General features: G+C 68.8%; 26 protein-coding genes. 10 read left to right on the top strand and 16 right to left on the bottom strand.

What is annotated here, in order from left to right; translation table 11 throughout:
* Positions 1-59: 59 nt before the first annotated feature.
* Both OHA10_RS23790 and OHA10_RS23785 read left to right on the top strand, forming a co-directional pair.
* The gene (locus OHA10_RS23790) at positions 60-569 is read left to right on the top strand and encodes a SigE family RNA polymerase sigma factor (protein WP_371400974.1); all 510 of its coding nucleotides are present in this window, start codon (positions 60-62) and stop codon (positions 567-569) included.
* Positions 566-1,705 carry a Gmad2 immunoglobulin-like domain-containing protein gene (locus OHA10_RS23785; protein WP_371400973.1) on the top strand — a complete coding sequence of 380 codons (1,140 nt, stop codon included), beginning with the start codon at positions 566-568 and terminating at the stop codon, positions 1,703-1,705. The genes OHA10_RS23790 and OHA10_RS23785 overlap by 4 nt, the downstream gene beginning before the upstream one ends.
* Here the strand turns inward: OHA10_RS23785 and OHA10_RS23780 are convergent.
* From OHA10_RS23780 to OHA10_RS23760, 5 genes are all read right to left on the bottom strand, one after another.
* Positions 1,698-3,092: a sensor histidine kinase gene (locus OHA10_RS23780; RefSeq protein WP_371400972.1), complete on the bottom strand. Its 1,395-nt coding sequence runs from the start codon at positions 3,090-3,092 to the stop codon at positions 1,698-1,700. The genes OHA10_RS23785 and OHA10_RS23780 overlap by 8 nt on opposite strands.
* Positions 3,092-3,793, bottom strand: a complete 702-nt coding sequence (locus tag OHA10_RS23775) for a response regulator (protein ID WP_371400971.1) — start codon at positions 3,791-3,793, stop codon at positions 3,092-3,094. The genes OHA10_RS23780 and OHA10_RS23775 overlap by 1 nt, the downstream gene beginning before the upstream one ends.
* Before the next feature lie 23 nt (positions 3,794-3,816).
* Positions 3,817-4,026 (bottom strand): hypothetical protein, encoded by a 210-nt coding sequence (locus OHA10_RS23770; RefSeq protein ID WP_371400970.1) that lies wholly within the window; start codon positions 4,024-4,026, stop codon positions 3,817-3,819.
* Positions 4,026-4,448 carry a hypothetical protein gene (locus OHA10_RS23765; protein WP_371400969.1) on the bottom strand — a complete coding sequence of 141 codons (423 nt, stop codon included), beginning with the start codon at positions 4,446-4,448 and terminating at the stop codon, positions 4,026-4,028. Before OHA10_RS23765 ends, OHA10_RS23770 begins: the two co-directional genes overlap by 1 nt.
* A 100-nt stretch (positions 4,449-4,548) precedes the next feature.
* The gene (locus tag OHA10_RS23760) at positions 4,549-4,878 is read right to left on the bottom strand and encodes an ArsR/SmtB family transcription factor (RefSeq protein WP_371400968.1); all 330 of its coding nucleotides are present in this window, start codon (positions 4,876-4,878) and stop codon (positions 4,549-4,551) included.
* Between the two features lie 65 nt (positions 4,879-4,943).
* Between OHA10_RS23760 and OHA10_RS23755 the strand changes: the two genes are divergently transcribed.
* Entirely contained in the window at positions 4,944-5,429 is a 486-nt protein-coding gene (locus tag OHA10_RS23755) for a nuclear transport factor 2 family protein (protein ID WP_371400967.1), read from the top strand.
* Here the strand turns inward: OHA10_RS23755 and OHA10_RS23750 are convergent.
* The 5 genes from OHA10_RS23750 to OHA10_RS23730 all read right to left on the bottom strand — a co-directional run bounded on the left by OHA10_RS23750 (position 5,426) and on the right by OHA10_RS23730 (position 10,178).
* Positions 5,426-6,142 (bottom strand): 16S rRNA (uracil(1498)-N(3))-methyltransferase, encoded by a 717-nt coding sequence (locus tag OHA10_RS23750; protein WP_371400966.1) that lies wholly within the window; start codon positions 6,140-6,142, stop codon positions 5,426-5,428. The two genes, OHA10_RS23755 and OHA10_RS23750, sit on opposite strands and share 4 nt — an antisense overlap.
* Positions 6,143-7,285, bottom strand: coding sequence for a molecular chaperone DnaJ (gene dnaJ, locus OHA10_RS23745; protein WP_371400965.1), 1,143 nt, complete (start codon positions 7,283-7,285; stop codon positions 6,143-6,145).
* A gap of 25 nt (positions 7,286-7,310) precedes the next feature.
* Positions 7,311-8,333: a heat-inducible transcriptional repressor HrcA gene (gene hrcA, locus OHA10_RS23740; RefSeq protein WP_371400964.1), complete on the bottom strand. Its 1,023-nt coding sequence runs from the start codon at positions 8,331-8,333 to the stop codon at positions 7,311-7,313.
* A 115-nt stretch (positions 8,334-8,448) separates the two neighbouring features.
* Complete coding sequence (locus OHA10_RS23735; protein WP_371400963.1) at positions 8,449-9,552, bottom strand: Gfo/Idh/MocA family protein; 1,104 nt, start codon at positions 9,550-9,552, stop codon at positions 8,449-8,451.
* Positions 9,537-10,178: a ThuA domain-containing protein gene (locus tag OHA10_RS23730; protein WP_371400962.1), complete on the bottom strand. Its 642-nt coding sequence runs from the start codon at positions 10,176-10,178 to the stop codon at positions 9,537-9,539. The genes OHA10_RS23735 and OHA10_RS23730 overlap by 16 nt, the downstream gene beginning before the upstream one ends.
* 92 nt (positions 10,179-10,270) lie before the next feature.
* Between OHA10_RS23730 and OHA10_RS23725 the strand changes: the two genes are divergently transcribed.
* The 4 genes from OHA10_RS23725 (at position 10,271) to OHA10_RS23710 (ending at position 13,866) form a co-directional block, all read left to right on the top strand.
* Positions 10,271-10,612, top strand: coding sequence for an EF-Tu/IF-2/RF-3 family GTPase (locus tag OHA10_RS23725; protein ID WP_371400961.1), 342 nt, complete (start codon positions 10,271-10,273; stop codon positions 10,610-10,612).
* Positions 10,613-10,634: 22 nt separating this feature from the next.
* The gene (locus OHA10_RS23720) at positions 10,635-11,405 is read left to right on the top strand and encodes an MBL fold metallo-hydrolase (protein ID WP_371400960.1); all 771 of its coding nucleotides are present in this window, start codon (positions 10,635-10,637) and stop codon (positions 11,403-11,405) included.
* A gap of 90 nt (positions 11,406-11,495) precedes the next feature.
* Positions 11,496-13,031, top strand: a complete 1,536-nt coding sequence (locus OHA10_RS23715; protein ID WP_371400959.1) for an NCS1 family nucleobase:cation symporter-1 — start codon at positions 11,496-11,498, stop codon at positions 13,029-13,031.
* A complete protein-coding gene (locus tag OHA10_RS23710) occupies positions 13,012-13,866 on the top strand; it encodes a DUF3097 domain-containing protein (RefSeq protein WP_371400958.1) in 855 nt (284 codons plus the stop codon). The genes OHA10_RS23715 and OHA10_RS23710 overlap by 20 nt, the downstream gene beginning before the upstream one ends.
* Here the strand turns inward: OHA10_RS23710 and OHA10_RS23705 are convergent.
* Positions 13,841-16,417, bottom strand: coding sequence for a DUF3376 domain-containing protein (locus OHA10_RS23705; protein ID WP_371400957.1), 2,577 nt, complete (start codon positions 16,415-16,417; stop codon positions 13,841-13,843). The two genes, OHA10_RS23710 and OHA10_RS23705, sit on opposite strands and share 26 nt — an antisense overlap.
* Positions 16,418-16,535: 118 nt before the next feature.
* On the opposite strand from OHA10_RS23705, the gene OHA10_RS23700 reads away from it, so the two are divergent.
* Both OHA10_RS23700 and OHA10_RS23695 read left to right on the top strand, forming a co-directional pair.
* The gene (locus OHA10_RS23700; protein ID WP_371400956.1) at positions 16,536-17,114 is read left to right on the top strand and encodes a hypothetical protein; all 579 of its coding nucleotides are present in this window, start codon (positions 16,536-16,538) and stop codon (positions 17,112-17,114) included.
* A gap of 1 nt (position 17,115) precedes the next feature.
* A complete protein-coding gene (locus OHA10_RS23695; protein ID WP_371400955.1) occupies positions 17,116-17,952 on the top strand; it encodes a hypothetical protein in 837 nt (278 codons plus the stop codon).
* On the opposite strand, the gene OHA10_RS23690 is transcribed toward OHA10_RS23695, so the two are convergent.
* Complete coding sequence (locus OHA10_RS23690) at positions 17,949-19,388, bottom strand: hypothetical protein (RefSeq protein WP_371400954.1); 1,440 nt, start codon at positions 19,386-19,388, stop codon at positions 17,949-17,951. The genes OHA10_RS23695 and OHA10_RS23690 overlap by 4 nt on opposite strands.
* Positions 19,389-19,455: 67 nt before the next feature.
* Here OHA10_RS23690 and OHA10_RS23685 point away from each other — a divergent pair, with 67 nt between their 5' ends.
* Positions 19,456-21,957 (top strand): CHAT domain-containing protein, encoded by a 2,502-nt coding sequence (locus OHA10_RS23685; RefSeq protein ID WP_371400953.1) that lies wholly within the window; start codon positions 19,456-19,458, stop codon positions 21,955-21,957.
* Here OHA10_RS23685 and OHA10_RS23680 read toward each other — a convergent pair.
* The 4 genes from OHA10_RS23680 to hemW form a co-directional block, all read right to left on the bottom strand.
* Positions 21,950-22,606, bottom strand: coding sequence for a hypothetical protein (locus tag OHA10_RS23680; protein ID WP_371400952.1), 657 nt, complete (start codon positions 22,604-22,606; stop codon positions 21,950-21,952). The two genes, OHA10_RS23685 and OHA10_RS23680, sit on opposite strands and share 8 nt — an antisense overlap.
* Positions 22,607-22,695: 89 nt before the next feature.
* Positions 22,696-23,703, bottom strand: a complete 1,008-nt coding sequence (locus OHA10_RS23675; RefSeq protein WP_371400951.1) for a LacI family DNA-binding transcriptional regulator — start codon at positions 23,701-23,703, stop codon at positions 22,696-22,698.
* A gap of 105 nt (positions 23,704-23,808) precedes the next feature.
* On the bottom strand, positions 23,809-25,134 hold the full coding sequence (locus tag OHA10_RS23670) for an extracellular solute-binding protein (RefSeq protein ID WP_371400950.1): 1,326 nt from the start codon (positions 25,132-25,134) through the stop codon (positions 23,809-23,811).
* Between the two features lie 219 nt (positions 25,135-25,353).
* Positions 25,354-26,565, bottom strand: a complete 1,212-nt coding sequence (gene hemW, locus OHA10_RS23665; RefSeq protein ID WP_371400949.1) for a radical SAM family heme chaperone HemW — start codon at positions 26,563-26,565, stop codon at positions 25,354-25,356.
* Positions 26,566-26,611 lie beyond the last annotated feature (46 nt).

Raw genomic sequence — 26,611 nt, 5'->3', positions numbered from 1 at the left:
GGACAGGGTCTTGGCGTCGTCTTTTCGTGGCTCAACCGGCCGTGGTGTACGAAGAGTGCGTGACACATGAGTCCTCGTGGGATGCCGACGAGGCGCTGACGGCTGTCTACACCGCTCATTACACCTCGCTCGTCCGCCTCGGCTCGCTGCTGCTGCGCGACACCGGTACGGCGGAGGAGATCGTGCAGGACGCGTTCGTCGCGATGCACGGTCGCTGGCACCGGCTCCGCGACCCCCACAAGGCACTCGCGTACCTGCGGACCGCGGTGGTGAACCGCTGCCGGTCCCGCCAGCGCCACCTGGTGGTGGTGGACAAGCACACCCCCAAATCACTGCCCGACGAGCCCAGCGCCGAGCAGGCGGTACTGCGGACCGAAGAGACCGACCGGGTCATCGAGGCGATGCGGACCCTGCCGGAGAAGCAGCGCACCGTGATGGTGCTCCGGTACTACGGCGACCTGTCGGAGGCCGAGATCGCCGACACGATGGGCATCAGCCGTGGCTCCGTGAAGAGCCACGCCGCGCGCGCGACCAAGTCGCTGCGCCAGCTCCTGGAGCAGAACGTATGAACGACCAGAACTCGAACGAGCCGTTCGACGAGCTGATGCGCCGGGCCTTGCGGGACGAGGCGGACCGGATCGAGCCGGCCGACGCACTGCCGGAGATCCGCGCCCGCGCGCACGCCCAGCGCCGACCCGCCGCACGCCGCCCCTGGCTCCTGACCGCAGGCGTGGCCACAGTCGGGACCGCGGCGGCGATCGGCGCGTTCACCGTGTTCAACGGGAACAACAACCTGGCCAACGACGGCGACGCGGTGGCCGGTCCGGGCACGACGACGAGCGCTTCCGGCGTACCGCAGAGTCAGACGCCCTCGAGGGTTACGCCGTCTCCTGCGCCGGCGACGCTGCCACCGACGACGCTGCCACCGACGACGTCGCCTGCGGTGAAGACATCGCGGCCGACGGACCGCGGCAAGCCGGAGCAGTCCGTGGCCAGTGCCGTCGTACCGGTGTACTGGCTCGGACAGCAGCTCGGCACGCCGACGAAGTCGACGGCTCGCCTGTACCGCACCTGGTCCAAGGTCAGCGGCCATCCCGCCGAGGAGGCCGTCCGGATCATGACCACCAAGCAACCGGAGGACCCGGACTACTACTCGGTCTGGCGCGGCGCCGCAGTCAACTCCGTGACCCGCTCGGACGGGGTCGTGACGGTCGACTTCAAGCAGCTGCCGAAGACCACCCTGGCCCCCGACCTCGCGAACGTCGCGACGCAGCAGCTGATCTACACCGTCCAAGGCGCGCTGGCGGACGACACGTCCGCGGTCCAGATCACGCAGCAGGGCCGGGCCGGTCAGAAGCTGTTCGGGCAGGTCGACACCAGTGCGCCGCTCGGCCGGGCGCAGGCGGCGGACGTCCAGGCGCTGGTCTGGATCACCTCGCCCAGCGAGGGCGCGGTGACCGGCAGCAAGGTCACTGTGCAGGGCACCGCGAACGCGTTCGAAGCGACCGTGAACTACCAGCTGACCAATCTGAAGACCCGCGAGACGAAAAAGAGCTTCACCACCACCGAGGAAGGCCAGAAGTTCTCGCCGTTCGCGTTCTCGGTCTCGCTCAGTCCGGGCCCGTGGCAGATCGACGCCTATCTGATCTCCGACGCCGACGGCAGCATCACGAACACTGACTCGAAGACGATCGTCGTCAAGTAGCCGGCAGTACGAGCGTGAACGCCGCTCCGCCCTCCGGCGCAGGACCTGCCGTGAGCGTGCCACCGAGCCGCGTGACCAGCCCGTGCGCCAGCGCGAGGCCGATTCCGGAGCCGACCGGCCTGCGACCGCGGTACTTCTGATTGAGTACGCCTGGCTCGAACGCGACCGCGTAGTCCTCGACAGCCAGCCCCGGACCGCCGTCGCGGACCTGGATCGTGACGGCGCCGGGCGCGTGGCCGAGCGACATCGTGAGCTGTGCCCGCGGCGGCGTGACGCGCAGAGCGTTCTCGGCCAGGCCGTCCAGGACCTGTCGGATCCTGCGCGGATCAGTCGTCGTGACCGCCGGCCCCGGCGGCAGGTCGAGCCGGAACCGGACACCTTGCCGCTCGCACCGCACGCGCCAGACCTCGGCGCACGCGACCAGCGTCTCTCGTAGATCCACCTGGGCGAGGTCGAGCTGGAACTGATCCGCTCCGATCCGGGCCAGGTCGAGCAGGTCACTGACCAGCCGCTCGAGGCGCTGCGACTCCTGCCGGATCACGTGACCGGCGTGCCGCGGATCGGTCGCGACCCCGTCCGCGAGCGACTCGGCGAACCCGTGCACGGCGGTCAGCGGCGTACGCAGCTCGTGCGAGACCGAGAGCAGGAACTCGCGCTGCCGCGCCTCGCTGTGCTGCAACGCGATCGAGAGCTCGTTGACCGCGGCAGCCACCTCGGCCACCTCGGCGGGGCCTTCCACCGGTGCCCGGAGGTCGCGCCGGCCCTGACGCATCGCCGCGGCGACATCCGCGGTACGGCGCAGCGGACGCCCGAGCAGCCGCCCGAGCAGAGTCCCGGCCAGGGCAGCGACCAGCAGACCGGCGCCGAGCGCGAACAAGATGTTGCGAATCAGGGTTCGCCGCGTGTCGGCAGCCAACCGGACCGGCTCGACCAACGCGAATCCGGAGCTGTCGCCGAGGCCGCGGGCCTCCACCAGGTAGTCGGTGCCGCCGACCCGCACCTCTGTGGAGATCTGTTGCGTACTGCTGATCTCGCCGAGCCCGGCCGTGATCGCAGCCTGGGTGGAGGATCCGTCGGTCGACTGGACGCCGCGCCGTGGCAGGAGCAGGACGACGACGATGCCCTGCCCGCGGACGACCTGAGCGACCCGCCCGAGCCCGGCCGCACGTGAACTCAGGCCGCGTTGGTCCACCTGCCCGGCGATCACGTCGGCCTGCGCGGCCAACGACTGTTGCAGCACGTTCTGCGCCGAACGTCTGGCCAGGCCCGCCATCACCAGACCCGCCACCAGTACGGCGACTCCGGCGACGGCGACACAGGTCAGCACGATCCGGGTGGCCAGCGAGCCGCGACCGGCCTCGTCCGGCGTTCGGACCTCGGCGGCCATCAGTCGTGGTCGGCCGCGTAGCCGACGCCGCGGACCGTGCGGATCGGGCTGGCCGCGCCGAGCTTCGCACGCAACTGGGCGATGTGTACGTCGACCGTGCGGGTGCCGGCGGCGGACTGGTACCCCCAGACCGAGCTGAGCAGCTCGTCACGCTCGAACACGCGGCCCGGGCGTCGCAGCAACTGGGCCAGCAGCTCGAACTCGGTCGACGTCAGGCTCACCTCTGTCTCACCCGCCCAGGCGCGCCGACGCCCGGCATCGACCCGCACCAGGCCGACCGAGAGTATTTCGCCGGCCGGCGAGGCTCCGGCCGGAATGCCGCCGGACGCGCGGCGGAGGACTGTCCGGACCCGGGCGGCAAGCTCCCGCGGGCTGAACGGCTTGGTCACGTAGTCGTCCGCGCCGAGCTCCAGTCCCAGCAGGCGATCCAGCTCGTCGTCGCGAGCGGTGACGAACAGGACCGGCGTCCAGTCGCCCGCCGCCCGCATCGTCCGGCAGACATCGGCGCCGTCACGGCCGGGCAGACCGATGTCGAGGATCACCGCGACCGGGTGCAGCCGGCGCCACGCAGCCAGCGCCGACTCGCCGTCCGACTCGATCTGGACGGCGAATCCGTCGCGCCGCAGGTACAGCTCGATCACCTCGGCGATCGCCGCCTCGTCCTCCACCACCAGGACCAGCCCGCGACCGGCGTCGGCCATCCTGTGCTCCCGGGAATCCTCGGTCAGGGCGCGTCGTCCCCGGCCAGCTCGCGATCGATCGCGTCCAGCGTAGACCCGATCTGATCGAGCTCCTGCTCCGGCGACCCCACCTGTCGGGTCGCCGGAGCAGGACCGGTGCCCTGCCCACCGGGCTCGTTGCCGGAGCTGCCGCAGGCGGTCAGTCCGAGTCCGAGGCACGCCGTACCGAGCAGGACGGCCAGGACCTTGCGCATCACTTGACCGCCTGGCAGTACTTGGCCTTGAACGCCTCGAGCTTCGTCTTGGCGGCACCGAGGTCCGTGAGCCGCCCGGAGCGGCGTTCGGCACGCTTCTCCAACCGGTCCGCGACCTTGGTGTGGCCCTTGGTCCTCTGCTCGGCGGCTCGCGCCTTCAGCCAGGCGACCGAACCCTTCACGTCGGCGCCGCCGCTGATCCGCCGGGCCAGCTTGTCGCGCCGCTCGAGCATCTTCGGCAGCCGCTCGGCGCAGAGTTTCTGGGAGTCCTCCGGGCTCAGCGTGACCTGCTTGTACGACGCACTCGGCGACGGCGCCGGAGTCGGATCGGCCGTGGCGATCGTCGTACTTCCGACGAGTCCGCCGACCAGGACGACGGCCGACGTACCGGCCGCGATCGCACCGCGCACAGACCTGCGCATGTTCTGCTCCTCGTTCTCGTGCCTTAGTGCTGACGAGAACGACTCTGCCCGGCCGGCGTTCGAGGAGATTCGGGACAGTGTTCGGGGTTTGTAAGAGTTGTCAGTCCGCGCGGTCGATGGTGGCCGACAGGAGGCCGGGGAAGGACTGGTCGAACTCGGGGCGGCGGAGGCGGTTGAGGCGGCGGGCGCCTTCGTCGCGCTGCTCGATCAGGCCGGCGGAGCGGAGTACGGCGAAATGGTGGCTGGCGGTCGCCTTCTTGACCGGGAGGTCGAAGGTGCCGCAGGCGCGCGTCCAGTCGTCGTGCGTGGCGAGATCCCGCAGGATCGACCGCCGGACCGGGTCCGCAAGCGCGTCGAGAGCCGTCTGCAACGGCACCTCGGCCGGGTCCACGTGACTGAGCGTCCGCGCTCGGGCTGACTCGACGACCATGGTGTTCGATCCTTGTCGTACAGTGATGTTCGGTTCCTGTCTAACAGTCTAGCGAGGAGTTCCCGATGATCGAGCTGGTCGACTACGGATTCGGCCCGGGAGCGCGGCCGCGGGCCGAGGATGCACGGTTGCCGGGGCGGGAGGGTGCGCTCGCGGCGCTGGAGACGTTCTACTACGCGCTCAACAGCAAGGACCTGGAGACGTTGGTCGACGGTTGGGCGGACGATCCGTTGGTGCAGTTGAACAACCCGATCGGCGGGATTCTGCGGTCGCGGGAGGCGGTGCGGTCACTGTACGAGCGGGTGTTCGCGGGGACGCTCGATGTCCAGGTGACGTTCGGCGACGCGGCGACGTACTGGCTGGAGGAGTCGGTGGTGTTCGCGGGACGTGAGGTCGGGACTTACCAGCATCCGGAGCTGGGCGAGCGGCCGCTGCGGATCCGGACGACGCGGATCTTCCGATACGACGGGGCGTGGCGGCAGGTGCACCATCACGGGAGCATCGACGACGCGGATGCACTCGCGGCGTACCAGCGGGCCGTGCGGGGTTAGGTCCAGCGGGTCGGGGCGAGGAGGGCGGCTGCTGCGGCGACGCCGGCGGTTGAGGTGCGCAGGACGGTGTTCCCGAGGCGGACCGGGTCGACGTCGAAGGTCTTCAGTTCGGTCGGGGCGATGCCGCCTTCGGGGCCGATGACGAGGACGATGTCGCCCGAGGTCGGGACCTGCAGCGATGCCAATGGGGTGGTCGCTTCTTCGTGCAGTACGACGGGGAGCGCCGCGCGGGCGAGCCGCTCCGCGACCTCGGCCGTGGATGCGATCGGTGTGACCTCGGCGAACCACGTACGTCGCGATTGCTTGCTCGCCTCGAACGCCCACGCCCGCCACTTCGCGAGCGTCTTCTCCACCCGCTCGGGGTTCGCCCGGAACTGACTCCGCTCCGCGTTCCACGGCACGATCACATCCGCGCCGACCTCGGTCAGCATCTCCACCGCCAACTCGGCCCGCTCCCCCTTGGGCACGGCCTGCACCACAACCACCCGCGGCTCAGCCGCCGCCACGCTCCCCCGCTCATCAACAGCCACGGTCAGCGCAGTCTTCGAAGCACTCACCACGGGCCCCTCGACCCAAGCCCCACGCCCATCCGTCAACCGAATGCGCTCACCAGGCCCGATCCGCCGTACGACCGCCGCATGCCGACCCTCAGCACCATCGAGGGTCAGCTCGGCATCGGACAGGTCTTCCAGGTGGAAGACCGCGACACCCATCTAGTGGGCGCCGAAGGCGTCACGGAGGCGGCCGAAGACGCCTTTGTGGGTGGCTTGGACCTGGCCCTGGGGGCGTTCCTCGTCGCGGGCGACCGCCAACTGGCGGAGGAGGTCGGCCTGGGCGTCGTCGAGCTTCGTCGGGGTCTCGACGATGACCTGGACGATCAGGTCGCCGCGTCCCGCGTGCCGCAGCCGCGGTACGCCGCGGGCCGTCAGCGTCAGCCCGGTGCCGGACTGCGTGCCCGGCCGGATCTCCAGCGGCGTCGTCTCGCCCTCGAGCGTCGGCAGGTCGATCGTCGTACCCAGCGCGGCCGCGGTCATCGGCAGCGTGACCGTGCAGTGCAGGTCGTCACCGTTGCGGGTGAAGATGTCGTGCGGCTCGACCTCGATCTCGACGTACAGATCGCCGGCCGGTCCACCGCCGGGCCCGACCTCGCCCTGCCCGGACAGCTGCACCCTGGTCCCGCTGTCGACGCCACCGGGGATCTTCACGGTGACGGTGCGACGCGAGCGCACCCGCCCGTCGCCGGCGCACTCGACGCACGGGCTCGGGATCGTGGTGCCGTAGCCGCGGCAGTTCGGGCACGGGCGCATCGTCCGCACCTCGCCGAGGAACGACCGCTGCGTGTGCGTCACTTCGCCACGCCCGTGGCAGATCTCGCAGGTGACCGGCTCGGACCCGGCCGCCGCGCCGGACCCGCTACAGGTCGGGCACAGTACGGCGGTGTCGACCTTGAGCTCGCGCGTCGTACCGAAGGCTGCCTCGGCCAGGTCGATCCGCAGTGGGATCAGCGCATCCTGACCGCGCCGCGTCCGCGGTCGCGGCCCACGGGTCGCACCGCCGGTCTGGCCGAAGAACGCGTCCATGATGTCGGTGAACGTGAACGCCTGCCCGAACCCGGCGCCGCCCGGCCCCGCGCCCGCGGTCGCGAACGGGTCGCCGCCGAGGTCGTGCATCTGCCGCTTCTGCGGGTCGCTGAGCACCTGGAACGCGCGCCCGATCTCCTGGAACTTCTGGTGCGCGTCCTCGGAGTCGTTCACGTCCGGGTGGTACTGGCGTGCCAGCTTGCGGTACGCCTTCTTGATCTCGTCCGGTGAAGCGTCACGGCTGACACCTAGGACGGCGTAGTAATCGGTGCTCATACTCCAGACCAGGGGGTTGTAATCATTATGAGTCGGCCAGGATCTGGCTGACGTAGCGCGCGACGGCTCGCACCGCGCCCATTGTGCTCGGGTAGTCCATATGGGTCGGGCCGACGATGCCGAGCGTGGCCAGCGCCTCCGACTTGGACCCGTATCCGGTCGCCACCACCGACGTGGTGGCCAGCTCCTCGAACGGGTTCTCGTGACCGATGCGGACGGTCAGCGTCTGCGGGTTGGTCGCCTCGCCGAGCAGCCGGAGCAGGATCACGTGTTCCTCGAGCGCCTCCAGCACCGGCTTCACGTTCCGCTCGAAGTCGTCGCCGTACCGGGTCAGGTTGGCCGCGCCGCCGACCGCGATCCGCTGCTCGCCGACCTCATCGGTGAAGGCTTCCAGCAGCGTGGTGACGATCGACGCGACCAGCGCCCGGTCGCCCGGCGCGAACAGCTCCGGTACGCCGCCGAGCGCGGTCGTCGCGTCGGTCAGGCGCTGCCCGGCGAGGACCGTGTTCAGCCGCGAACGCAGGTCGGCGATCAGCTGCTCGTCGACGTCGTGCGGGTGCTCGACGATCCGCTGCTCGACCCGGCCGTTGCTGGTGATCAGCACCAGCAGCAGCCGACGCTGACCCATCGTGACGACTTCGATGTGCCGCACGCTCGACCGGTTGAGCGACGGATACTGCACGATCGCGACCTGTCGGGTGATCTGCGCGAGCAGCCGGACGGTCCGCCGGACGACGTCGTCCAGGTCGACCGCTCCGGCCAGGAACGACGTGATCGCCCGCTTCTCGGCGATCGACAGCGTCTTGACCGTGCTGAGCTTGTCGACGAACAGCCGGTACCCGGCGTCGGTCGGGATCCGGCCGGCGCTGGTGTGCGGCTGGGTGATGTACCCCTCCTCCTCCAGCGCGGCCATGTCGTTGCGGACCGTCGCCGGCGAGACACCGAGGTTGTGCCGATCGACCAGCGTCTTCGACCCGACCGGCTCATGGGTCGCGACGTAGTCCTCGACGATGGCGCGGAGCACATCCAGCTTGCGGTCGTCCAGCACGCGCACCACCCTCTCTCGATCGACCCTTGGCACTCGAAAGTTCCGAGTGCCAGTCTACCGAGCCGTAGTACCCACGCCGACGCACTCCGGCGTGGGGCGGGTCTCAGCCTCGACCTCAGGCTGTCTCGGGCGACGCTCCCAACGGTACGGCGGCAGGCCGCTCGACCGTACTCGCGACGTCCACAGGCTGATCCTGGACCGCCGCGTCGAGCAGGGACTCGAGTACGTCGAGCACGTGGTACGCCAACGCTCCGTCAGCACGGTGTGGCTCACCGCGACGAAGCGCCCGCGCCATGTCGGCCACACCGACGCCTCGGCCGGCACCGGCGTACCCACCGGCGACCGGGACCTCGGTCCACTCGCGCTGCGCCGCCGTGGCGATCTCGACCGTGCCGTCGAAGCCGTTCGGGTCCGGCACCGAGAGGCTGCCCTCGGTCCCGTGTACTTCGATCCGCGGCAGCCGGGCCGCCCAGACGTCGAAGGACATCAGGACCGTGGTCAACGCACCGGACTCGTGCTCCAGTACGCCGGTGACATGCGTCGGGACCTCGACCGGGAACGTCGTACCCTCACGCGGTCCACTGTGGATCTTGCGCTCCTGCTTCGACTGACCGGCGCGCGCGGTGACCCGGCGGACCGGACCGAGCAGCGTGACCAGGCTGGTCACGTAGTACGGCCCCATGTCGAGGACCGGGCCGCCACCAGGCTGGTAGTAGAACTCCGGCGCCGGGTGCCACAGCTCGTGACCCGGTGTGGTGAAGGCGGCGAACGCGGCATGCGGCACGCCGATGTCGCCGCGGTCGATCACCGCACGCGCGGTCTGGGTCCCCGTACCGAGGACGGTGTCGGGTGCGCAGCCGACTCGCAGGTTGTTCGCGGCGGCGTACTTGAGCAGTGGCTCGGCAGCGGTGCGGTCGACGGCGAGCGGCTTCTCGCCGTACACGTGCTTGCCGGCCTCCATCGCAGCTTGGTGCACGGGAGCGTGCGCGGCCGGGATCGTCAGGTTGAGCACGATCTCGACGTCGTCAGCGCCGTACAGCTCGTCCGGGGTGAGTGCGCGGATGCCCTCGTGCTGGTCCGCGATCGCCTCGGCGCGACTGCGGTCCAGGTCGGCGACGGCCACCACGTCGACACCGGGCAGCTTGCCCAGGTGGTCGAGGTACGTGCCGGAGATCACTCCAGTGCCGACGATGCCGATGTTGGTCACTTGCTCGCCCACAGCAGCCCCCGCTCGATGATCGTGCGGACCTCGGGAGTCTCCAGGTCGTCCAGCTTGTGGCCGACCGTGCAGACGAAGACCTTGCCCTCGCCATAGGTGCGGGTCCAGATCGCCGGCATCACCGCACCCTCGATCCACGGGAAGTCCGGGTGCGACTCGAACGTCGTGGTCGCGAGCACGTTGTTGGTCGGGTCGTAGTGCACGTAGTACTGCTCGGTGTGCACGTCGAAGTGCTCGATGCCCTCGACGATCGGGTGGTCCTTCACGATGTCCACGCGGTAGTCGGTGAATCCGTGCGGGTGCGAGATGAACTGCCCGCCGACGATGAAGTTGTAGTCGACGTTCTTGCGGAACGAGTCCGCGATACCGCCGTGCCAGCCGGCGAACCCGGTGCCGCGCCGGATCGCCGCCTCCAGACCCTTGAAGTGCTCGGGCTCGATCTCGCTCATCGTGACGCACTGCACGACGAGGTCGACGCCGTCGAGCTCGAGATAGCTCGCGGTCGTGTCGGAGACGGTCACCTCGTAACCGTTCTCCTTCAGGTACGGGATGAACAGGTCGGTCGCCTCGACCGGGGAGTGTCCTTCCCAACCGCCCCGGACCACCACAGCACGTCGTGTCGTCACACCGACCACCCTTCGAAAGTTTCGACGTTCCGTTCGGAACACTTGCGAGCCTAAGCGGAGGGAGAGGGCTTGCCAACCACTAGGCTCAAGGGATGAGCTGGAAGTTCTGGAAGAAGGACGCTCCGACCTTCCCCGAAGCGCCGCGGCCGCAGGACACGTTGCCGGTCGGGGCGTTCGGGATGACGGTCGAGGATGTGTTCTCGATCACCGGGCGGGGCACGGTGGTGACCGGGCGGGTGCAGGCCGGCACGGTGTCGGTCGGTGAGCAGGTGCTGCTCAGCCGCGCCGGCCAGCCGCTCCAGCAGGTCGAGGTCACCGGTGTCGAGATGTTCCGGAAGATCGTGAAGACCGCGAAGGCGGGCGACAACGTCGGCCTGCTGCTCCGCGGGATCAACCGCGACCAGGTGATCAAGGGCGACGTACTCAGCAAGTAGTCCGGCAAGTAACCTCGGGCGCATGAGTGAGTGGACCGAGATCGGCGACCGCACCTGGGTCCGGCGGTACGACGAATGGGACCTGAACGTCGGCCTGGTCGTCGGAGCCGAGGGCGCGCTGGTGATCGACACCCGCGCCACCACCGAAGAGGCCGAGCAGCTGCGTGACCACATCCGCGAGCTCACCGACCTGCCGGTCCGCTGGGTCGTCAACACCCACGCGCACTTCGACCACGTCGCCGGCAACAGTGTCTTCATCGACGCCACCGTCTACCTCCACGAGAACGCGGCGGCCGAAGAAAACCTGGCGGGTACGACGTTCGCCGCCGCCAAGGTGATCGACCTCGGCGACCGTCGCGTCGAGCTGCTGTACGTCGGCAACGCGCACACGTCCGGCGACACGGTCGTCGTCGTACCGGATGTGGACGTGGTCTTCGTCGGCGATCTGCTCGAGGAGTCGGCACCGCCGTCGTACGGCGAGGACTCGTTCCCGCTCGAGTGGCCGGACACCGTCAACAGCGTGGTCGGCATGATGACCGCGACCGCGAAGATCGTCCCCGGCCACGGCGCGGTCGTCGACGTCGAGTTCGCCCGCGATCAGGCCATCGACCTCGGCACGGTGGCGAACACGATCTCGTCGCTGCACCACGCCGGCACTCCCCTCGACGACGCCCTCGAGCACACCGGGGACTGGCCGTGGCCGGTCGAGAAGCTCCAGGACGCGATCCGCCGCGGCTACCAGGCTCTGGGTACGCCGCAGCGCCCGACTCTGCCCCTGCTCGGCCCGGGATGAGCCTTTCGGGTAGTTGTCCGTTGACACGACGTCATCTCGTCGCGCAACTTGTTCGGAACGGACATCGCCCGACCGGATGAGGTGGGACCTGTGGCCACTCTTGAGCAGACTGTTCACTCCGATGGTCGAGTCGAGCTGACCGATCCCGACGCGCTGGCGAACAGCCCGTACGCGAACGCCGAGCTGGCGCCGACCAGGTTGCCCGAGCGGACGTGGACGACGTACAACTACGCCGCGCTGTGGATGGGGATGGCGCACAACATCCCCAGCTACCTGCTCGCGTCGGGTCTGGTCGCGATCGGGATGAACTGGTTGCAGGCGTTCCTCACGATCACGCTGGGGAACCTGATCGTGCTGGTCCCGCTGCTGCTGAACAGTCACGCGGGGACGAAGTACGGCATCCCGTTCCCGGTGTTCGCGCGGGCGTTCTACGGCATCCGCGGCGCGAACTTCCCGGCGCTGTTGCGGGCGTTCATCGCCTGCGGCTGGTTCGGGATCCAGACCTGGATCGGCGGCCAGGCGATCTACGTGATCGTCGGCGAACTGTTCGGCGACGGCTGGATGAACGCCTCCGCGATCGGCGGGCATCCGTGGACGATGTGGCTGAGCTTCGCGTTCTTCTGGGTGCTGCAGATGGTGCTGATCTTCCGCGGTATCGAGGGTCTGCGCCGGTTCGAGAACTGGGCGGCGCCGCTGGTGACGGTCGCGTTCGTGGCGCTGATGGTCGCGATCCTGGTCAAGGCCGGCGGTTTCGGGCCGATCCTGTCGCAGCCCTCGAAGCTCGGCTGGGACGCCGACTTCTGGAAGATCTTCGCGCCGTCGCTGATGGGAATGATCGCGTTCTGGGCGACGCTGTCGCTGAACATGCCGGACTTCACCCGGTTCGGGAAGGGCCAGCGGCAACAGGTCTGGGGCCAGATCATCGGCCTGCCGACGACGATGTCGTTCATCGCGCTGGTCTCGATCATCACCACCTCCGGCACGGTCGTGCTGTACGGCTCGGCGATCTGGGACCCGGTCGAGCTGACCCGGCGGTTCGAGAACCCCGTGATCGTCACGATCGGCCTGATCATGGCGATCCTCGCGACGATGTCCTGCAACGTCGCGGCCAACGTGGTGAGTCCGTCGTACGACTTCGCGAACGCGCTGCCCCGCTGGCTGAACTTCCGGACCGCGGGCCTGCTGACCGGTGTGATCGGCATCGTGATCCAGCCGTGGCGGCTGATCTCGGACCCGTCGATCTACATCTTCGTCTGGCTGTCGTTCTACGGCGGCCTGCTCGCGTCGGTGGCCGGTGTGCTGATCGCGGGCTACTGGCTGATCGACCGGACCAACCTGTTCCTCGCCGACCTCTACCAGCCGAACGGCCGCTACTGGTACGCCGCCGGCTGGAACTGGCGCGGTGTGGTGGCGACCCTGCTCGGTTCCCTGCTCGCGGTCGGCGGCGCGTACTCGAACCCGGGCGCCGGACCGTTCCCGCAGGACGGCCTCATCCCGTTCCTCAAACCGCTCTACGACTACTCGTGGGCCGTTGGCCTGGTGGTCGGCTTCCTCGCGTACTTCGCCCTCACACTCACCGCGCCGAGCCGCCAGTCAACGGCGTCGCATGCCGCTCCCAGTTATTAGAGTTGGCCGGGTGGCTGACAGGTATGGGAACGACGTACTAGCTGGTGACTGGCGCAAGCCGAAGAACGGGCGGACCGTCGAGGTCGAGATCGAGAAAGGGATGGTCGTCGAGGAGCCCACGTCGGGGTTCGTCGGTGCGATCGTGCGCTGGGAGCACGGGGTCGTCGACCTCGAGGACCGGCACGGCAAGATCCGCACCTACCCGCTCGGTCCCGGCTTCTGGATCGACGGCAAGCCGGTCAGCCTGAAGCCACCGAAGAAGGCCGGCCCGGTGAAGAAGACGCGGACCGCGTCCGGTTCGGTGGCCGTGGACAACGTCCGGGCCAAGGTCGCGCGTGCCAGCCGGATCTACGTCGAGGGCCGGCACGACGCCGAGCTGGTCGAGAAGGTCTGGGGTGACGACCTGCGGATCGAGGGCGTCGTGGTCGAGTACCTCGAAGGTGTCGACGACCTGGTCGAGATCGTCAACCGGTTCCAGCCCGCTCCCGGCCGGCGGCTCGGCGTACTCGTCGATCACCTGGTCGAGGGGTCGAAGGAGTCGAAGATCGCCGCCCAGGTGAGCAACCGGTACGTGCGCGTCGTCGGTCACCCGTTCATCGACATCTGGGAAGCGGTCAAGCCGTCGTCGGTCGGGATCAAGGCGTGGCCGCGGATCCCGCACGGGCAGGACTGGAAGAAGGGCGTGCTGCAGTCGTTCGGCTGGCCGGCCACCGATCAGGCCGACGTGGCGGCGGCCTGGAAGCACATCCTGTCCAAGGTGAACAGCTTCGCGGACCTCGACCCGGCGCTGCTCGGCCGGGTCGAGGAGCTCATCGATTTCGTGACTCTGGACTGATCTCCGGCAGCCGCCGCTCGAGCCAGGCGCGGATCCGCCGGCGGGCACGGCGTACGTACCAGGTCACCACGCCGAGCACGGCGCTCAAGGCCAGCACCGCTCCGGCGAGGAGCGCTGCGATCAGCCGGATGGCGTCGACGGTGCCTGCGAGAATCAACAGCAGGATGCCGATCACAGCTGTTGCTGCAGGCAACCATGGCTCGAAGATCTGCGGCCGCTGCGCCGGGCTCAGCTTGGCGCCTCGGACCATCCGCTCCCAGGCCGCCTGCCGGACCGGCTCGGTGAACCAGCGCGCCGTCCGCAGCAGCCACGACCCGGGCTGATGCTTGCGACCCGCCGCGGCCTTCACCCAGTTGCCGACCTCGGGCCCGAGACCGGACGAGACGTCGACCATCCGGTCCGCAATGCCCTTGGTGATCGCGCGTCCCTCGGGCGAGGCGTTCAGCTCGTTCCGCATCGTCACGAGCGCGCCGATCCCGGCATCGACCGGGAAGTCCTTGGCCAGCCGCTCGATCCGCTCGGCGACCGCGCTGATCTCCCAGCCCTCGGCCTGCAGCACCTGCCGCTGGGTCTCGCGGATCCAGGCCGCGTCCGCACCGAGCATCGCGCCCAGGTGGGCGACGCAGTGCAGCCGACCCATCAACCAGTCCCACCGCCGCCAGTCGGCCGCACCGAACGCGCCGAAGTGCCCGACCTGACTGCCGTAGAGGATGCGCTCGTTGAGCTGGTTCGCAATCGAGCCTTCCTGCAGCTCGTCGAGCACGGCGAGTGGAATGTCCGGTCCGAGCCGGAGGAACTGGAACGGCGCGCTGCGCTGCTCCGGCGTACGCGCCGACGTGCAACGGGACACGATCTCGACCTCGAGCGCGGTGTCGACGAGCTCCCAGCCGACCACCGCGACCAGCTCGGCGAACGCATCGCCGAGCGCTCGCTGGATCTGCAACTGCTCGAAGATGTCGTTCAGCCCGACCGCGACGGCCTCCGCGCCACCGGCCGGTCGCAGGTCCAGATCCGCCGCCGCCAGCTCCACGTCGAGCGCGTCACGGACCGCCTGCACCTTCATCAGGCAGTCGCTCGCCGCGGTCAGTCGCTTGTCCAGCTCCGCACGCTCGGCCCGCGGCGCCTTGCTGATCCGATTCCGCAGCGAGCGCAGGATGAGCCGCACGATGCGCTCGGCCGCACCGGTCCCCCACAGCCAACTCGGGTTGCCGTCGGCATCGTCGCGTACGGCGCTGGTCGAGCCGTCCGGCTCGGGCACCCAGGGATGTTCGGTCGCGAGGATCTCGTCGATCTCCGACTCCGACAGCGCGGTCGCGGCGTCCAGCACGGTCGACTGGTCGTGACTCGCGACCGTCACCGCCTCCCAGACTCCACCGGCCGCACGACCCCGCGAGTACGCCGGTTGCAGCGCCGCGGCCGCCGCCTTCAACCGGGCCCGCTCCTCTGGTTGCTTCAGGCAACGATCGAAGAGCCGCTGGGTGTCGGACCAGGACGCGTCGGCCTCGAGCAGCAATCGCTCCAGCTGCTCGACGTCCGACCGGAAGTCCACCTCGCGCGGGAACTGCACCGCCGACAACGCCGCCACCCGCCAGCTCGGCTCCTGAGCGCCCGGCAACGCCGTCGAGGCATGCCCGATCCCGGCGGACGGTACGACGTACAGCACGTACCGCGTCGCCTTGCCGGTCACCGGTCGGCGGGCGACCACGTCGAGCACCGGACCGAACGGCGCGTTGTCGAGCACGCCGCCGTCCACCAGCCACGACCCGGCTTCGGCCGGGCCGGGCTGCATCCGCGGCGGACTCGCAGCCAGCTCGGGCGTCTCCAGCACCGGACCGAACGCGGCCGGGAACGACGCGGACGCCCGGGCCGCTCGCGCGAGCAGCTCGGTGTCCTTCAACCCGTTCGTCTCCTTGACCGAGAACTTGCGCTTGGCACCGTCGTACGTCGGCGCGTCCTCACTCGTGAACCCGTACAGGTACCGATGGTCCGGTACGACGAACGCCTGCCCGGCCGCGTCCTTGGCCTTGAACTGCTGCACACCCAACCCGGAGGCCGTGACGAACAGCGTCACCGGCTCCTCGGCATCACTGTCACCCGCGTCGGCGACGCCCTTGAGCAGGTCCTCGAGCTGTTGCAGGAAGTACTTGCCGTCGAGCACCGAGCTCGACTTCACGCCGGCCGACGGCACCAGCTTGCCCACGTCGAGCGAGCCGAGCGCGACCCACTTCTGCCGTAGCCAGGGCCCGTTGTCACCGTCCGGGTCCAGGGTCGAACCGTTCGCGATCGCTGTCGCCAGCAACGAACCGTTCAGGCCGCCGGCACTCGTCCCCGCGATCACGTCGACCACCACGCGCCGGCGTTCCTCGCCGCGGTGGCACAACTCGCGCCAGCGGTCGGCGAGCACAGCGTCGTACGGCTGGGACTGCGGCGCGTCGGAGCCGCCGGACGCACGCCGGATCAGATCCAGCTCGTGCGTCACCCCGCCCATCCAGACCGCCAGGCTGACGCCGCCGTTCAGAACCAGTGCGATCCGGATCTCGTGGTCTGTCATTCACTGTCCCCCTTCGCAGTCAGGGATATCACGAATGCACGGTTGTCGCAGCGGAGAGTGAACAAAAGGTTGTCGCAGTCTGCACAGAGGGTCATTCTGGGTCGTGGGGGTGGTTGTCATGCGAGCGTTGGTTGCGACGGTCTCGGTGACAGTGCTGTTGCTGACGGGCTGCTCGTCGGGCGACGGGGGTACGCCGACGCCGGTGGTGACCGCGACCGCCGACGACACCAGCGAACCGGCGCCCGAACCGACCGATGCCGAGTCGACCCAACCCGAACAGAACCAGCCGTCGATCAGTATCGTCTCGCTCCCGATCGGCGGCTCGTCGGTGGACGACCTGCATCCGAACTGCTACTCGGTCAGCTTGACCGACACGTCGGTCCCGGCCGGCACCACGATCGAGTTGGGCACGGCAACCTTCAAACCCGAGGGAGTTTTCGAGACCGCCGAGCAGTCCTGCCCCGACGACCTTCCGGACTGCGCCGGCGTCCGGTGGACAGCCGATCAGCACGACACCTGCTACGTCGGTGTCCGTCAAGTCGTCAGCTCCGGCAGCACCACTCTCCAGGTCCCGGGCCAGGCCACGTGCGAGAGTCAGTCCGACTGCGACAGCCTGCTCGGTCGCAGCGGCAGCCAGATCGTCCTGACCGCGTTGCCGGCCGAGACGCCTGAGACACCCGAGACACCGACGAGCTGAGATGGCCGACGAGCGGTCGCAGGCCGAGCGCTGGATCAGTTTCGCCGCCGGCATCATCACGCCGGTGACGCTGCTCAGCGCGCTGTTGTTCTACTTCGGCTACGTCTCCTCGCGTTCGCAGTACGAGTACTTCGGGATCGACGTCGACACGATCGGCCTGAGCACCCAGGACTACGTGATGCGCAGTCCGCAGCCGCTGCTCGTGCCGCTCCTCGTGATCACGCTGCTCGCGGTGGCAGCTCTCCTGCTGCACAACGCGATCCATCCGACGCCCGTCGGAGTACGCCGCGCCGCCCGCGTCGCCGTACTGGTCCTCATCCTCGGCGTGGCCGGCCTGCTCGCGTACCCGCTCATCGGCCAGGTGCCGTACTACGCCCTCATCGTCCCCGCCGTGATCGGCTTCTCGGCGGCGGCGCTTGCCTACCTCACCTATCTACGCCGCAAGGCCGACCCCTCCCTCGGCCAGCAGCGCATCCTCATCGCCCTCCTCGCGATCGCCACGGTCACCTGCGCCTTCTGGGCGACCGCGACAACCGCGCAGTACTCCGGCCGCGGCCTGGCCCGCGCCGACGCCCGGCACCTGAACCGCTTCCCGGTCGTCATCCTCGACACCAAGGAGAAGCTCGCCCTCCGCTCCCCCGGCATCGAAGAAACCACGCTCCGCGCCGGCACCGGGCAGACGTTCAACTACCGCTACCGCGGCCTCCGCCTCCTGGTGGTAGGCGAGAACCGCCTGTTCCTCGTCCCCCAGACCTGGTCCCCCTCCAACACCACCGTCGTCATCCCTCTCGACGATTCGATCCGAGTTCAGTTCCAGTTCCAGAACGACCCGCCCTAGCCGCCCTGCTGGCGCAGCTTGGCGCGGAGCTCGGCGATCTCTACCTCCTGCTTCAACCGGGCGAGCTCCGCGTAGTCCGTCGCCGTTGCGGACTGACCGGCCAGCTTCAGTCGCTGCTCCTCCAGTTCCACGGCACGTTTGAGGTTGTCTAGCTCGCGCTCCTGGGGAGCGTTGCGGAGTCCGTCCAAGGTGGTGCGAGCTTTCGACACCGTCTCCAGTGCGCCCCCGAAGGCAGCGGGCACGCCGGCAAGCGCCTGCAGTCCCGCGTCGGCGCTCGCGGTCCCGCCGTACGTGATCTTCGTGATCGCGCCCAGCTCGGACATGGTGATGCCGGTCGAGCGCTTCCCGCTCCAGGACTTGCGGATCGGTACGTCGACGAGCTCGGCGGCGCGGTCCATCACCAGGACCCGTTCGCTCGAGGTCAGCGCCGATTTCTGCGCCGTGCCGACCGCGTGGCCGATCTGGACCCGGCGCGGCGTGCGGTAGTAGAACCGGTCGGTCTTGAACGTCGGCGTGGTCGGGGTGGGGCTCGGCGCGGGCGTGCCGTTCTCGCTGACGAGGGCCGCGACGCCGAGGGCGTTCTCGAAGAACGTCTCGACCCGTTTGCCTTCGGCATCGGTCCCGAACGTGAGCACTCCGGCGTACCAGGTCGGCAGTGAGGCGAGATCGACGAGTTCGTCGTACACGAGCTTCGTCTCGGTCAGCGTGCCGGCCCGCCACGCGGCGAAGAGCTGGTTCGCGCGATCGAGCTCGCGCTCGTTGTCAGCCTTCAACCGGGTCAGCGTCGCGACCGCGTCCCGCTCGGACTTCATCTTCGCCGCGTCCGGTACTGCGAGCCGCAGCCGACGGCGCGCTGCGTCGAGCGCGCCCACCAACGTCTGCTGCTCTTCGGTCAGCTCGGTCTGGCGCGCGGCCTGCTCGGGATACGCCGCGAGGTACGCCTGCCACACCTGCTTCTCCGGCGACAACAGCTCGTCCTCCGCGGCCTCTTCTTCCGCTGGTACGTCGTCGCCTTCGCCGAGTGGTTCCTCGACAGCGGCATTGGCACCGGCCGCGCCGAGCAACGCGGCCAGCGGCACGTTGCCGGTCGCCAAGGCCAGGGCCGTACCGGCGAGCGTTGCGCCTGCGGTCAGGACCTGGCCGAGGTGGCCGGTCGTCTCGATCGATGTGCTGGTGAGACGCCCGTCATCGGTCAGACCGACTTCGAACGCGTAGTCGCGCATCAGTCCGCTCTCGACCTTGACCTGCAGCCAGGGCGTCGGATCGGCGACGGTGACGAGTGTGAAGGTGCGCTCGGCTGTGCGCGACTTCGCCGGACGGGTTGTCCCGTCAGGTGCTTTCTCGACGACGATCGTGTCGACCGTCTCGGTGACCGTGGCCTGCAACCGCACCTTGGTGACGGGCAGCCGGTACTCGACAGTGGTCTCTGTTCCCATGGTTCCCCCCTCGTGCAAAGACCTGATCAGAGCGTACGCTCTCCGTAACCGTTTGAGGGGGGCTCGAATGGTCGTACGGGTGGGCGATCCTGCGTCCCTGACCAGGGTGCTGGACGTCGCGACGACGCTGACGACCAAGGCGCAGATGCCGATGCGCCGCGACCGCGAACTCACCTGGTACCGGCTCGTCCGGACGACCAACGAGGAGCTGGGATCGCGGGTGCGTCCCGAGGTCCTCGAGCTGATCTACAAGGAGCTGTGGAAGAACCTCGCGACCGAGTCCGACCTGTCGACGGTGCCGGCCCTCCTCGTCCGGAAGCTGCAGATCGACGCTCTGGCGGACCCGGGGCGGACGGTGCCGGCGCTCACCTCGGCGGTCGACGTCCTCGACGAGCTGACCTCCGACGACAATCCCCTCGGCCGCGACGCCGCGGTCCGTGCCATCGCCGGCCAGCTGCTGCAGGTGAACGAGGGCATCCTGCAACGAGCCAGCGCCGTCAGCCGCGAGCACCTCGGCGAAGCGCTGACCACTGCCGCCGACGACACCACGGATGATGTCCGGCAGCTCGCCGATGCTGCCCGCTTGACTCTCATCGGGAGCCTCCCGCAGATCCCGTCCGCGCTCGACGGTCAGATAGCCGTTGCCCAGCGCGCGTTCCCTCACTTCGTAACGGGCGTCACCGCCGGACTGGATTCCGACACCGTGCAACGAATGATGGTCATCGAGCCCAAGACGTACTCGCCTGGCCGCGCGCTGAGCTACGCCGCCTGGTTGCCGACCCTGAACCACCTCTCGGACTTCCGGTCCGACCCCGGCGAGCCCGATCAGTTCAACGTCGGTCTGGCCCGTGCCGACACTCCAGCCGTCGCCTTGGTCAACCGTTCGTTGCAGCCCGATCAGGACTATCTCGTCTGGGCCGGTGTCGGGCCGGCGGATCCCGATGCGCTGCCGGACCCGATGGGCGGGATCGACCTGTCCCGGATGGTTGCCGGCGACACCCTCGAAGTGGTCCTGTTCGATGCCAATGGCAACAGTTCGAGCGGCACGCTGCGGCTCGGCAGCGGTCGCCCGCTGGGTGTCGGCGAGCCGGCCGACGACGTCGACGTACCGGACGAGCTGCGCAGGACCCGGCTGTACTTCCGCTTCCACACTCCGACCGAGCCTGGGCAGTCGCATCTGCGCGTGTGCCTGTACCACCACGGCGCCCTGCTCCGGGTGCATCACCTGGTCCTGTCCATCGGCCGCCAGACCGCGCGCTTCAAGGCCGGTACGCCGTACGCGATCGCCACCTCGCCCACCACCGCCGACGTCGGCCGCCTTGCGCAACGCCGCCTGAGCATCTACACCAACAGCGCCGGCGACGGCACGCACGGGTTCTTCTTCCGTGGCGGGGTCGACCAGCAAGAGGTGTCGCTGTCTGCTGTGTTCGACAGCCTCGAGGTCAAGGACCTGTTGCAGATGATCCGTGGCGGCCTGCGGATCGCGGCCTGGGGATCGGACAGTCCGCCGAAGGCGACGGCGTACAAGTACGGGCGGCTCCCGGACGGCACGTTCGGCTCCTTCAACGGTCTGCGCAAGGACCTGATCGAGCTGGCCCGGAGCGGGTACGACGCCTGGGAGGAGATCAGCAGTCATTTCGCGAACCCCGCGCGCCGCCGCGAGCTCCAGCAGCTCATGCGCCGTCCCGGTGGCGTGGTCGACATCGCTCCGCGCAGCGACTCCACGTTCGTGCCTCCGATGGCCGGTCTGTACGACTTCGACCTGGACACCGATCCCAACGTCCCGCTCGCCCTCTGCCCGGAGGCCGAGGAGGCGCTCCGGCTGCGGACACCGCTGCAGCAATCCAGCTGCTTCGGACCGGACGGCTGCGATCACGCGGACACCGAGGTCGTCTGCCCGAGCGGTTTCTGGGGCCTGCGGCACGATGTCGGCGTACCGCTGTCCGACAACAACGACGACGCGGCGACACCACGCCTGGACGTCGGTGGGGCTTCCCCGCGTACGGCCTTGATCGGCACGGTGCCCGACACCGTCGTCGCCGGCGTGACGAACCACGCCGGCGATGTCATCAGCAAGCTGCCCGGATCGGTGCACGTCACCGACCGGGACCTCTGGTTCAAAGAGGCGGCAAAGCCGGCGACGTACCCGATCTTGTACTTCCTGTGCCACGGTGAGCATCGCGACCGCGGCGGCCCGGTGCTGGTCCTGGACAAGCTCGGCCGCGCGGCGATCTCCAAGTCGAACCTCGCCGCCAAACATGTCGCACTGGACCACCGGCCGCTCGTCGTGCTGAACGCCTGCGATACCGCCGCGCTCGAGCCCGACAAGGCGATCAGTCTCGTCAAAGGCTTTACCTACAACGGGGCCGGCGCGGTCATCGGCACCGAGACGGCCATCTTCCCCAGCCTCGCGTACGCGTTCGCGAAGACGTTCCTCGACGGCGCCCTGACCCCTGGCACCAGCCTCGGCTCGGCGCTCCGAACGGCCCGCCTCGAACTACTCAGGCTCGGCAACCCGCTCGGTCTCGCGTACATCCTCTACGGCCTCCCCGACGCCCACCTCAACTGAAGGTCCGCGTGCTGACCTTCGCAACCTCGGGCAGCCGCTGATCCGCTGCCGACTTCGGAACCATCCGCGTCACCGCCTGCGGCATCGAGCCGATCGCGAACACCCGCGCATCCCCGCCGACCCTCACCACCACGAACGCCGCCTCGCCCGGCACTCGCTCCGGAAGCACAACCTCACGCGATCCGGCCGCAAGGTCATCTTCGAACACCATCGACGAGGTGCTACTCGGCTCCGGCGGCGTCCACGACGTCATCCAGAACGCCTCCACCGTCACCCGCGAATCCTCCGGCAACTCGAGCCGGATGGTCCGCTCCACCTCGTCGTACTCGACAACCGCTGCCCCGCTGCCGCGAGTCGCGGCGTCAACCTGAGCAGCAAGAACCCCCGGGATCCCGACCATCCCTTGGACGACGGTCACCGAGGCGTTCCGCTTACCGACCTCCTCCCGCAGGAACTGCTTGGTGTCGGGCGGAACCATCCCGCCGAATACGAGCACATCGAGCCCTGCGGCGTCGTAGTCGTCCAGCACCTCGCCGAACTGGTTCGTCACATCGGCCCGGTACCCGGCCTCCCGCAACATCTCCACGACCCGTTCCAGCACACTCGGGCTGCGCCCGACCACCAGTACACGAGCAGCATCGTTGTCCATCTGATCTCCCCAGGTCAAAGCGTTGGCCATACCAACGTTGGTACGACCAACATAACCCACGCGCACAAGCGCGAAGGGAGCGGAGCAGATCAGGCGCTGTCGCGGATGATCAGTTCGGTGTTGTAGATCTCGGGGCTGGTGAGCTGGGCGCCGCCGATCTTGGCCAGCAGGATCTCGGCGAGGCGGGCCCCGAGTTGTTCGACCGGCTGGCGGACCGTGGTGAGTTTGGGCGTGGTCGTGGTCGCCAGGACCGAGTCGTCGAAGCCGACGACCGCGACATCCGCGGGCACCCGGCGACCCCGCTCGGACAGCACCCGAAGCGCGGCGGTCGCCATCAGGTCGGAGGCGACGAACAGTCCGTCAAGATCCGGATGCTGATCCAGCAACCGCAGCGCCGCCTGTTCACCGCCGTCGGCCGTGAAGTCGCCGTACTCGATCAGCGCCGGCAAGCCGGCTTCCTTCATCACGTCCTTGTAGCCGGTCAGCCGATCGATCCCGGCAGTCATGTCGAGCGGACCCGCGACAGTCGCGACCTTCCGCCGCCCGATCGCGAGCAGATGCTCGACCCCCGTCCGCGCCCCGGCCACGTTGTCCACGTCCACACTCGCCACGGGTACGTCGACACCGAGCGGCCGGGCACTGAACACGATCGGCAAGGGCAGCTGCGCCAGCTCCTGCAGCACGTTGTCGCGACCGTGGTGACTGATGATGATCGCGCCGTCGACATGCCCACCGCGCAGATAGCGGATGAACCTCTGGTCGTCACCTTCGGCCGGCTCGATCAGCAGCACCAGCTGCGACCGGGTCGGCGCCAGCGTCCGGCTGACCCCGCTCAGCATCCCGGCGAAGAACGGGTCCGAGAACACCCGGCTGTCCGGCTCCGGTACGACGATCGCTACCGAATCGGTACGACGTGTCACCAGCGCGCGAGCCGCCCGGTTCGGTACGTACCCCAGCTGCCGGATCGCCTGCTCGACCGCGGCGACCGTCTCCGGTAGCACTTTCGGCGAGCCGTTCACGACCCGCGAGACCGTCGCCCGCGACACCCCGGCGACCGCCGCGACCTGCTCCAGCGTCGGAGAACCAGACCCTTCCATCGGCCCTCCTCGGCTGTCGATCGGCCTGCGTTCACACGGTAGTACGTCCTAGGTCGAACGCGCGTCAGCCGTTGGCCACCCGCCGGGGCGTGTTGACAGATTTCTTCAGTTACCCACCCGGGTGTTGGCAACCCGCTCCGCCTCGTCGACGGCCTGTGCCCAGGCCGCGTCCGGCGACTGCTTGTGGTTGTCGACCCGGGCCAGCGCGGCGCTGAAGATCTGGTTGATCTCGCCGTCGCGGGGACCCTTGTGCTGCTTGAGGATCACGTTCCGGGCCCGGTCGATGAAGATCTGGCCGACCGGCGCCTTGTTGAAGTACGGATTGACCTGCGACTTCACCTGCGGGTCGTTGTACGCGTCGAGCGTCGACGGGAACGAGCCGATCTTCTTGAACACCTTCACCTGCTGCTCGGGCGCGGTCAGCCAGGCGGCCAGCTTCGCGGCCTCCTCCGGCTGCGGGGACTGGATCGGCACGGTCAGGTACGAGCCGCCCCAGTTGCCGCCACCGCCCGGGAACACGTCGGCGACGTCCCACTTGCCCTTACCGAAACTGCCCGCGTTGTCCTGGATCACGCCGAGCAGCCAGCCCGGGCACGCCATCGTCGCGAACTTGTCGGTGCGGAAGGCGGCGTTCCACTCGTCGCTCCAGGCGACCAGCCCGGCGGACAGACCGTCCCGGCTACCGGCCACCACCTGGTTCCAGGTCGACTTCAACCGCGGGTTCTCGCCGGCGAGGAAGCGGTCCTGGTTCGAGTAGTACGCCTGGATCAGCTGGTTGCGCATCGCCTCCCAGGTCAGGACGGCGGAGTCGTACCACGCCGAACCAGGGACCCGTTCCTTGAACTTCCGCCCGGTCGCGAAGTACGACGGCCAGTCCTGGAACATCTTCGCGACCTGCGCGCGGTCGGTCGGCAGGCCCGCCTTCGCGAACAGATCGCGGCGGTAGCAGATCGCCTCCGGACCGATGTCGGTGCCGTACCCGATGATCTTGCCGTCCTGCGTGGTCGCGCCGGCCACCTTCCAGTCCAGCCAGCGGTCCTTCAGGTCGTCCGCGCCGTACTGCCGCAGGTCGACGAACTTGTCGGCCTTGGCCAGGTACTTGTAGATCCAGCTGACCTCCATCGCCTCGATGTCGGCCAGCCCGGTCCCGGACGCCAGGTTCGCGTCGAGGTTCTTGACGTGGTCGTCGACCGTCTTGGCGTGCTGCTGGACGATCGTGATGTTCGGATGCGCGGCCTCGTACTCCGCGTACAGGTCGTCGTACCCGAACTCGTTGAAGGTCGCGATGGTCAGCTCGATCTTCGGCCCGTCCGTCTTGGCGGCGGTCGGACCGGACGAACTGGAGCCTCCGCCGCAGGCGGCGGTGACGAGCAGGACCGCGGCGCAGGCCAGCAGTCCGGCTATGGGGCGATAGCGGGCACTGGGCCGCATGTGACGTGCTCCCTGGAACTTGGACGGAGTTGAGAGCGCTCTCGGATCGCGAAAGTGACCTGAGTCTCATTCGTCCAAACCAGATATGTCAAGCACCCCCTGGTCACACTGAGACACGAGCCCCGCCAGGTCTTGACATAGTGTCAGTGCTGGTCACGCTGCGAATCATGATGATCACCCAGGGCCGCACAGCCTGGCAGTTAGCTGTAAGTGACCACCTCACGGCAACAGGTCGCGAACCACCGCATCGGCCAGCAACCGCCCCCGATCAGTCAACACGAGCCGATCGCCGTCGATCACCGCGAGGCCGTCCTCGACCACCTGATCGGCTGCGGCGCGGCCGGCCTCGTCCAGGACCTCTCGCGGCAGACCGGCCTCCAACCGCACCTCGAGGAGGACGCGTTCTATACGGCGGGTTTCCTCGTCGAGGGTTTCACGGGCGTGGGCCGGGCTTTCGCCGGCGTTCAGGCGTTCGGCGTACGCCGTGGGGTGCTTCACGTTCCACCAGCGGATGCCGCCGACGTGGCTGTGGGCGCCGGGGCCGACGCCCCACCACGTGTCGCCGCGCCAGTAGAGCTCGTTGTGGCGGCAGCGGGCCGCCGTACTGCGGGCCCAGTTCGACACCTCGTACCAGCGCAGGCCCTCGGCCGAGAGCATCTCGTCGGCCAGGACGTACTTGTCGGCCAGATCGTCGTCGTCCGGCATCGGCAGCTCGCCGCGCCGGATCCGCCGTGCCAACTGCGTCCCGTCCTCGACGATCAATGCGTACGCACTCACGTGGTCGGGTTGAGCAGACATCGCAGACTCGAGCGAAGCGCGCCAGTCGTCCAACGACTCGCCCGGCGTGCCGTAGATCAGATCGAGATTGACGTGCTCGAAGCCCGCCGCGGTCGCCTCCTTGACGGCGTCCAACGCTCGCCCCGGAGTGTGTTGGCGGTCGAGGATCTTGAGCACATGCGACGACGCGCTCTGCATGCCGAAGCTGACCCGGGTGAACCCCGCCTCGCGCAGCGCCTCGAGGTACGCGGGGTCGACCGACTCCGGGTTGGCCTCGGTCGTCACTTCGGCATCCGGCGCCAGCCCGAACTCGTCGCGGACGGCCCCCAGCATCTTCGCCAGATCGGCCGCCGGCAGCAGCGTCGGCGTACCGCCCCCGAAGAACACGGTGTCGACCGGCCGATCCAGCTCGCCCAGCACCCGCCGGGCGAGTCGGACCTCGCCGACCGCGGTCTCGGCGTACGACGCCTGTGACCCGCCGCCACCGAGCTCCTTGGCGGTGTAGGTGTTGAAGTCGCAGTACCCGCAGCGCGACGCACAGAACGGCACGTGCAGGTAGAACCCCAACGGCCGGTGCGCGGCTTCGCGGACGGCGGACTCCGGCAACGCCCCGTCCCGGGGCGCAACCTCCCCCTCGGGCAATGTTGACGGCACCCACCTATCGTACGGACCCATTTCTTGACCGGATCTCCGTCGTTTC

Origin of the sequence: Kribbella sp. NBC_00662, assembly GCF_041430295.1 — a bacterium.
In the GTDB taxonomy this organism is placed as follows: domain Bacteria; phylum Actinomycetota; class Actinomycetes; order Propionibacteriales; family Kribbellaceae; genus Kribbella.
The sequence above is the reverse complement of the archived record's forward strand: the minus strand, read 5'-3'. Positions and strand labels throughout refer to the sequence as shown.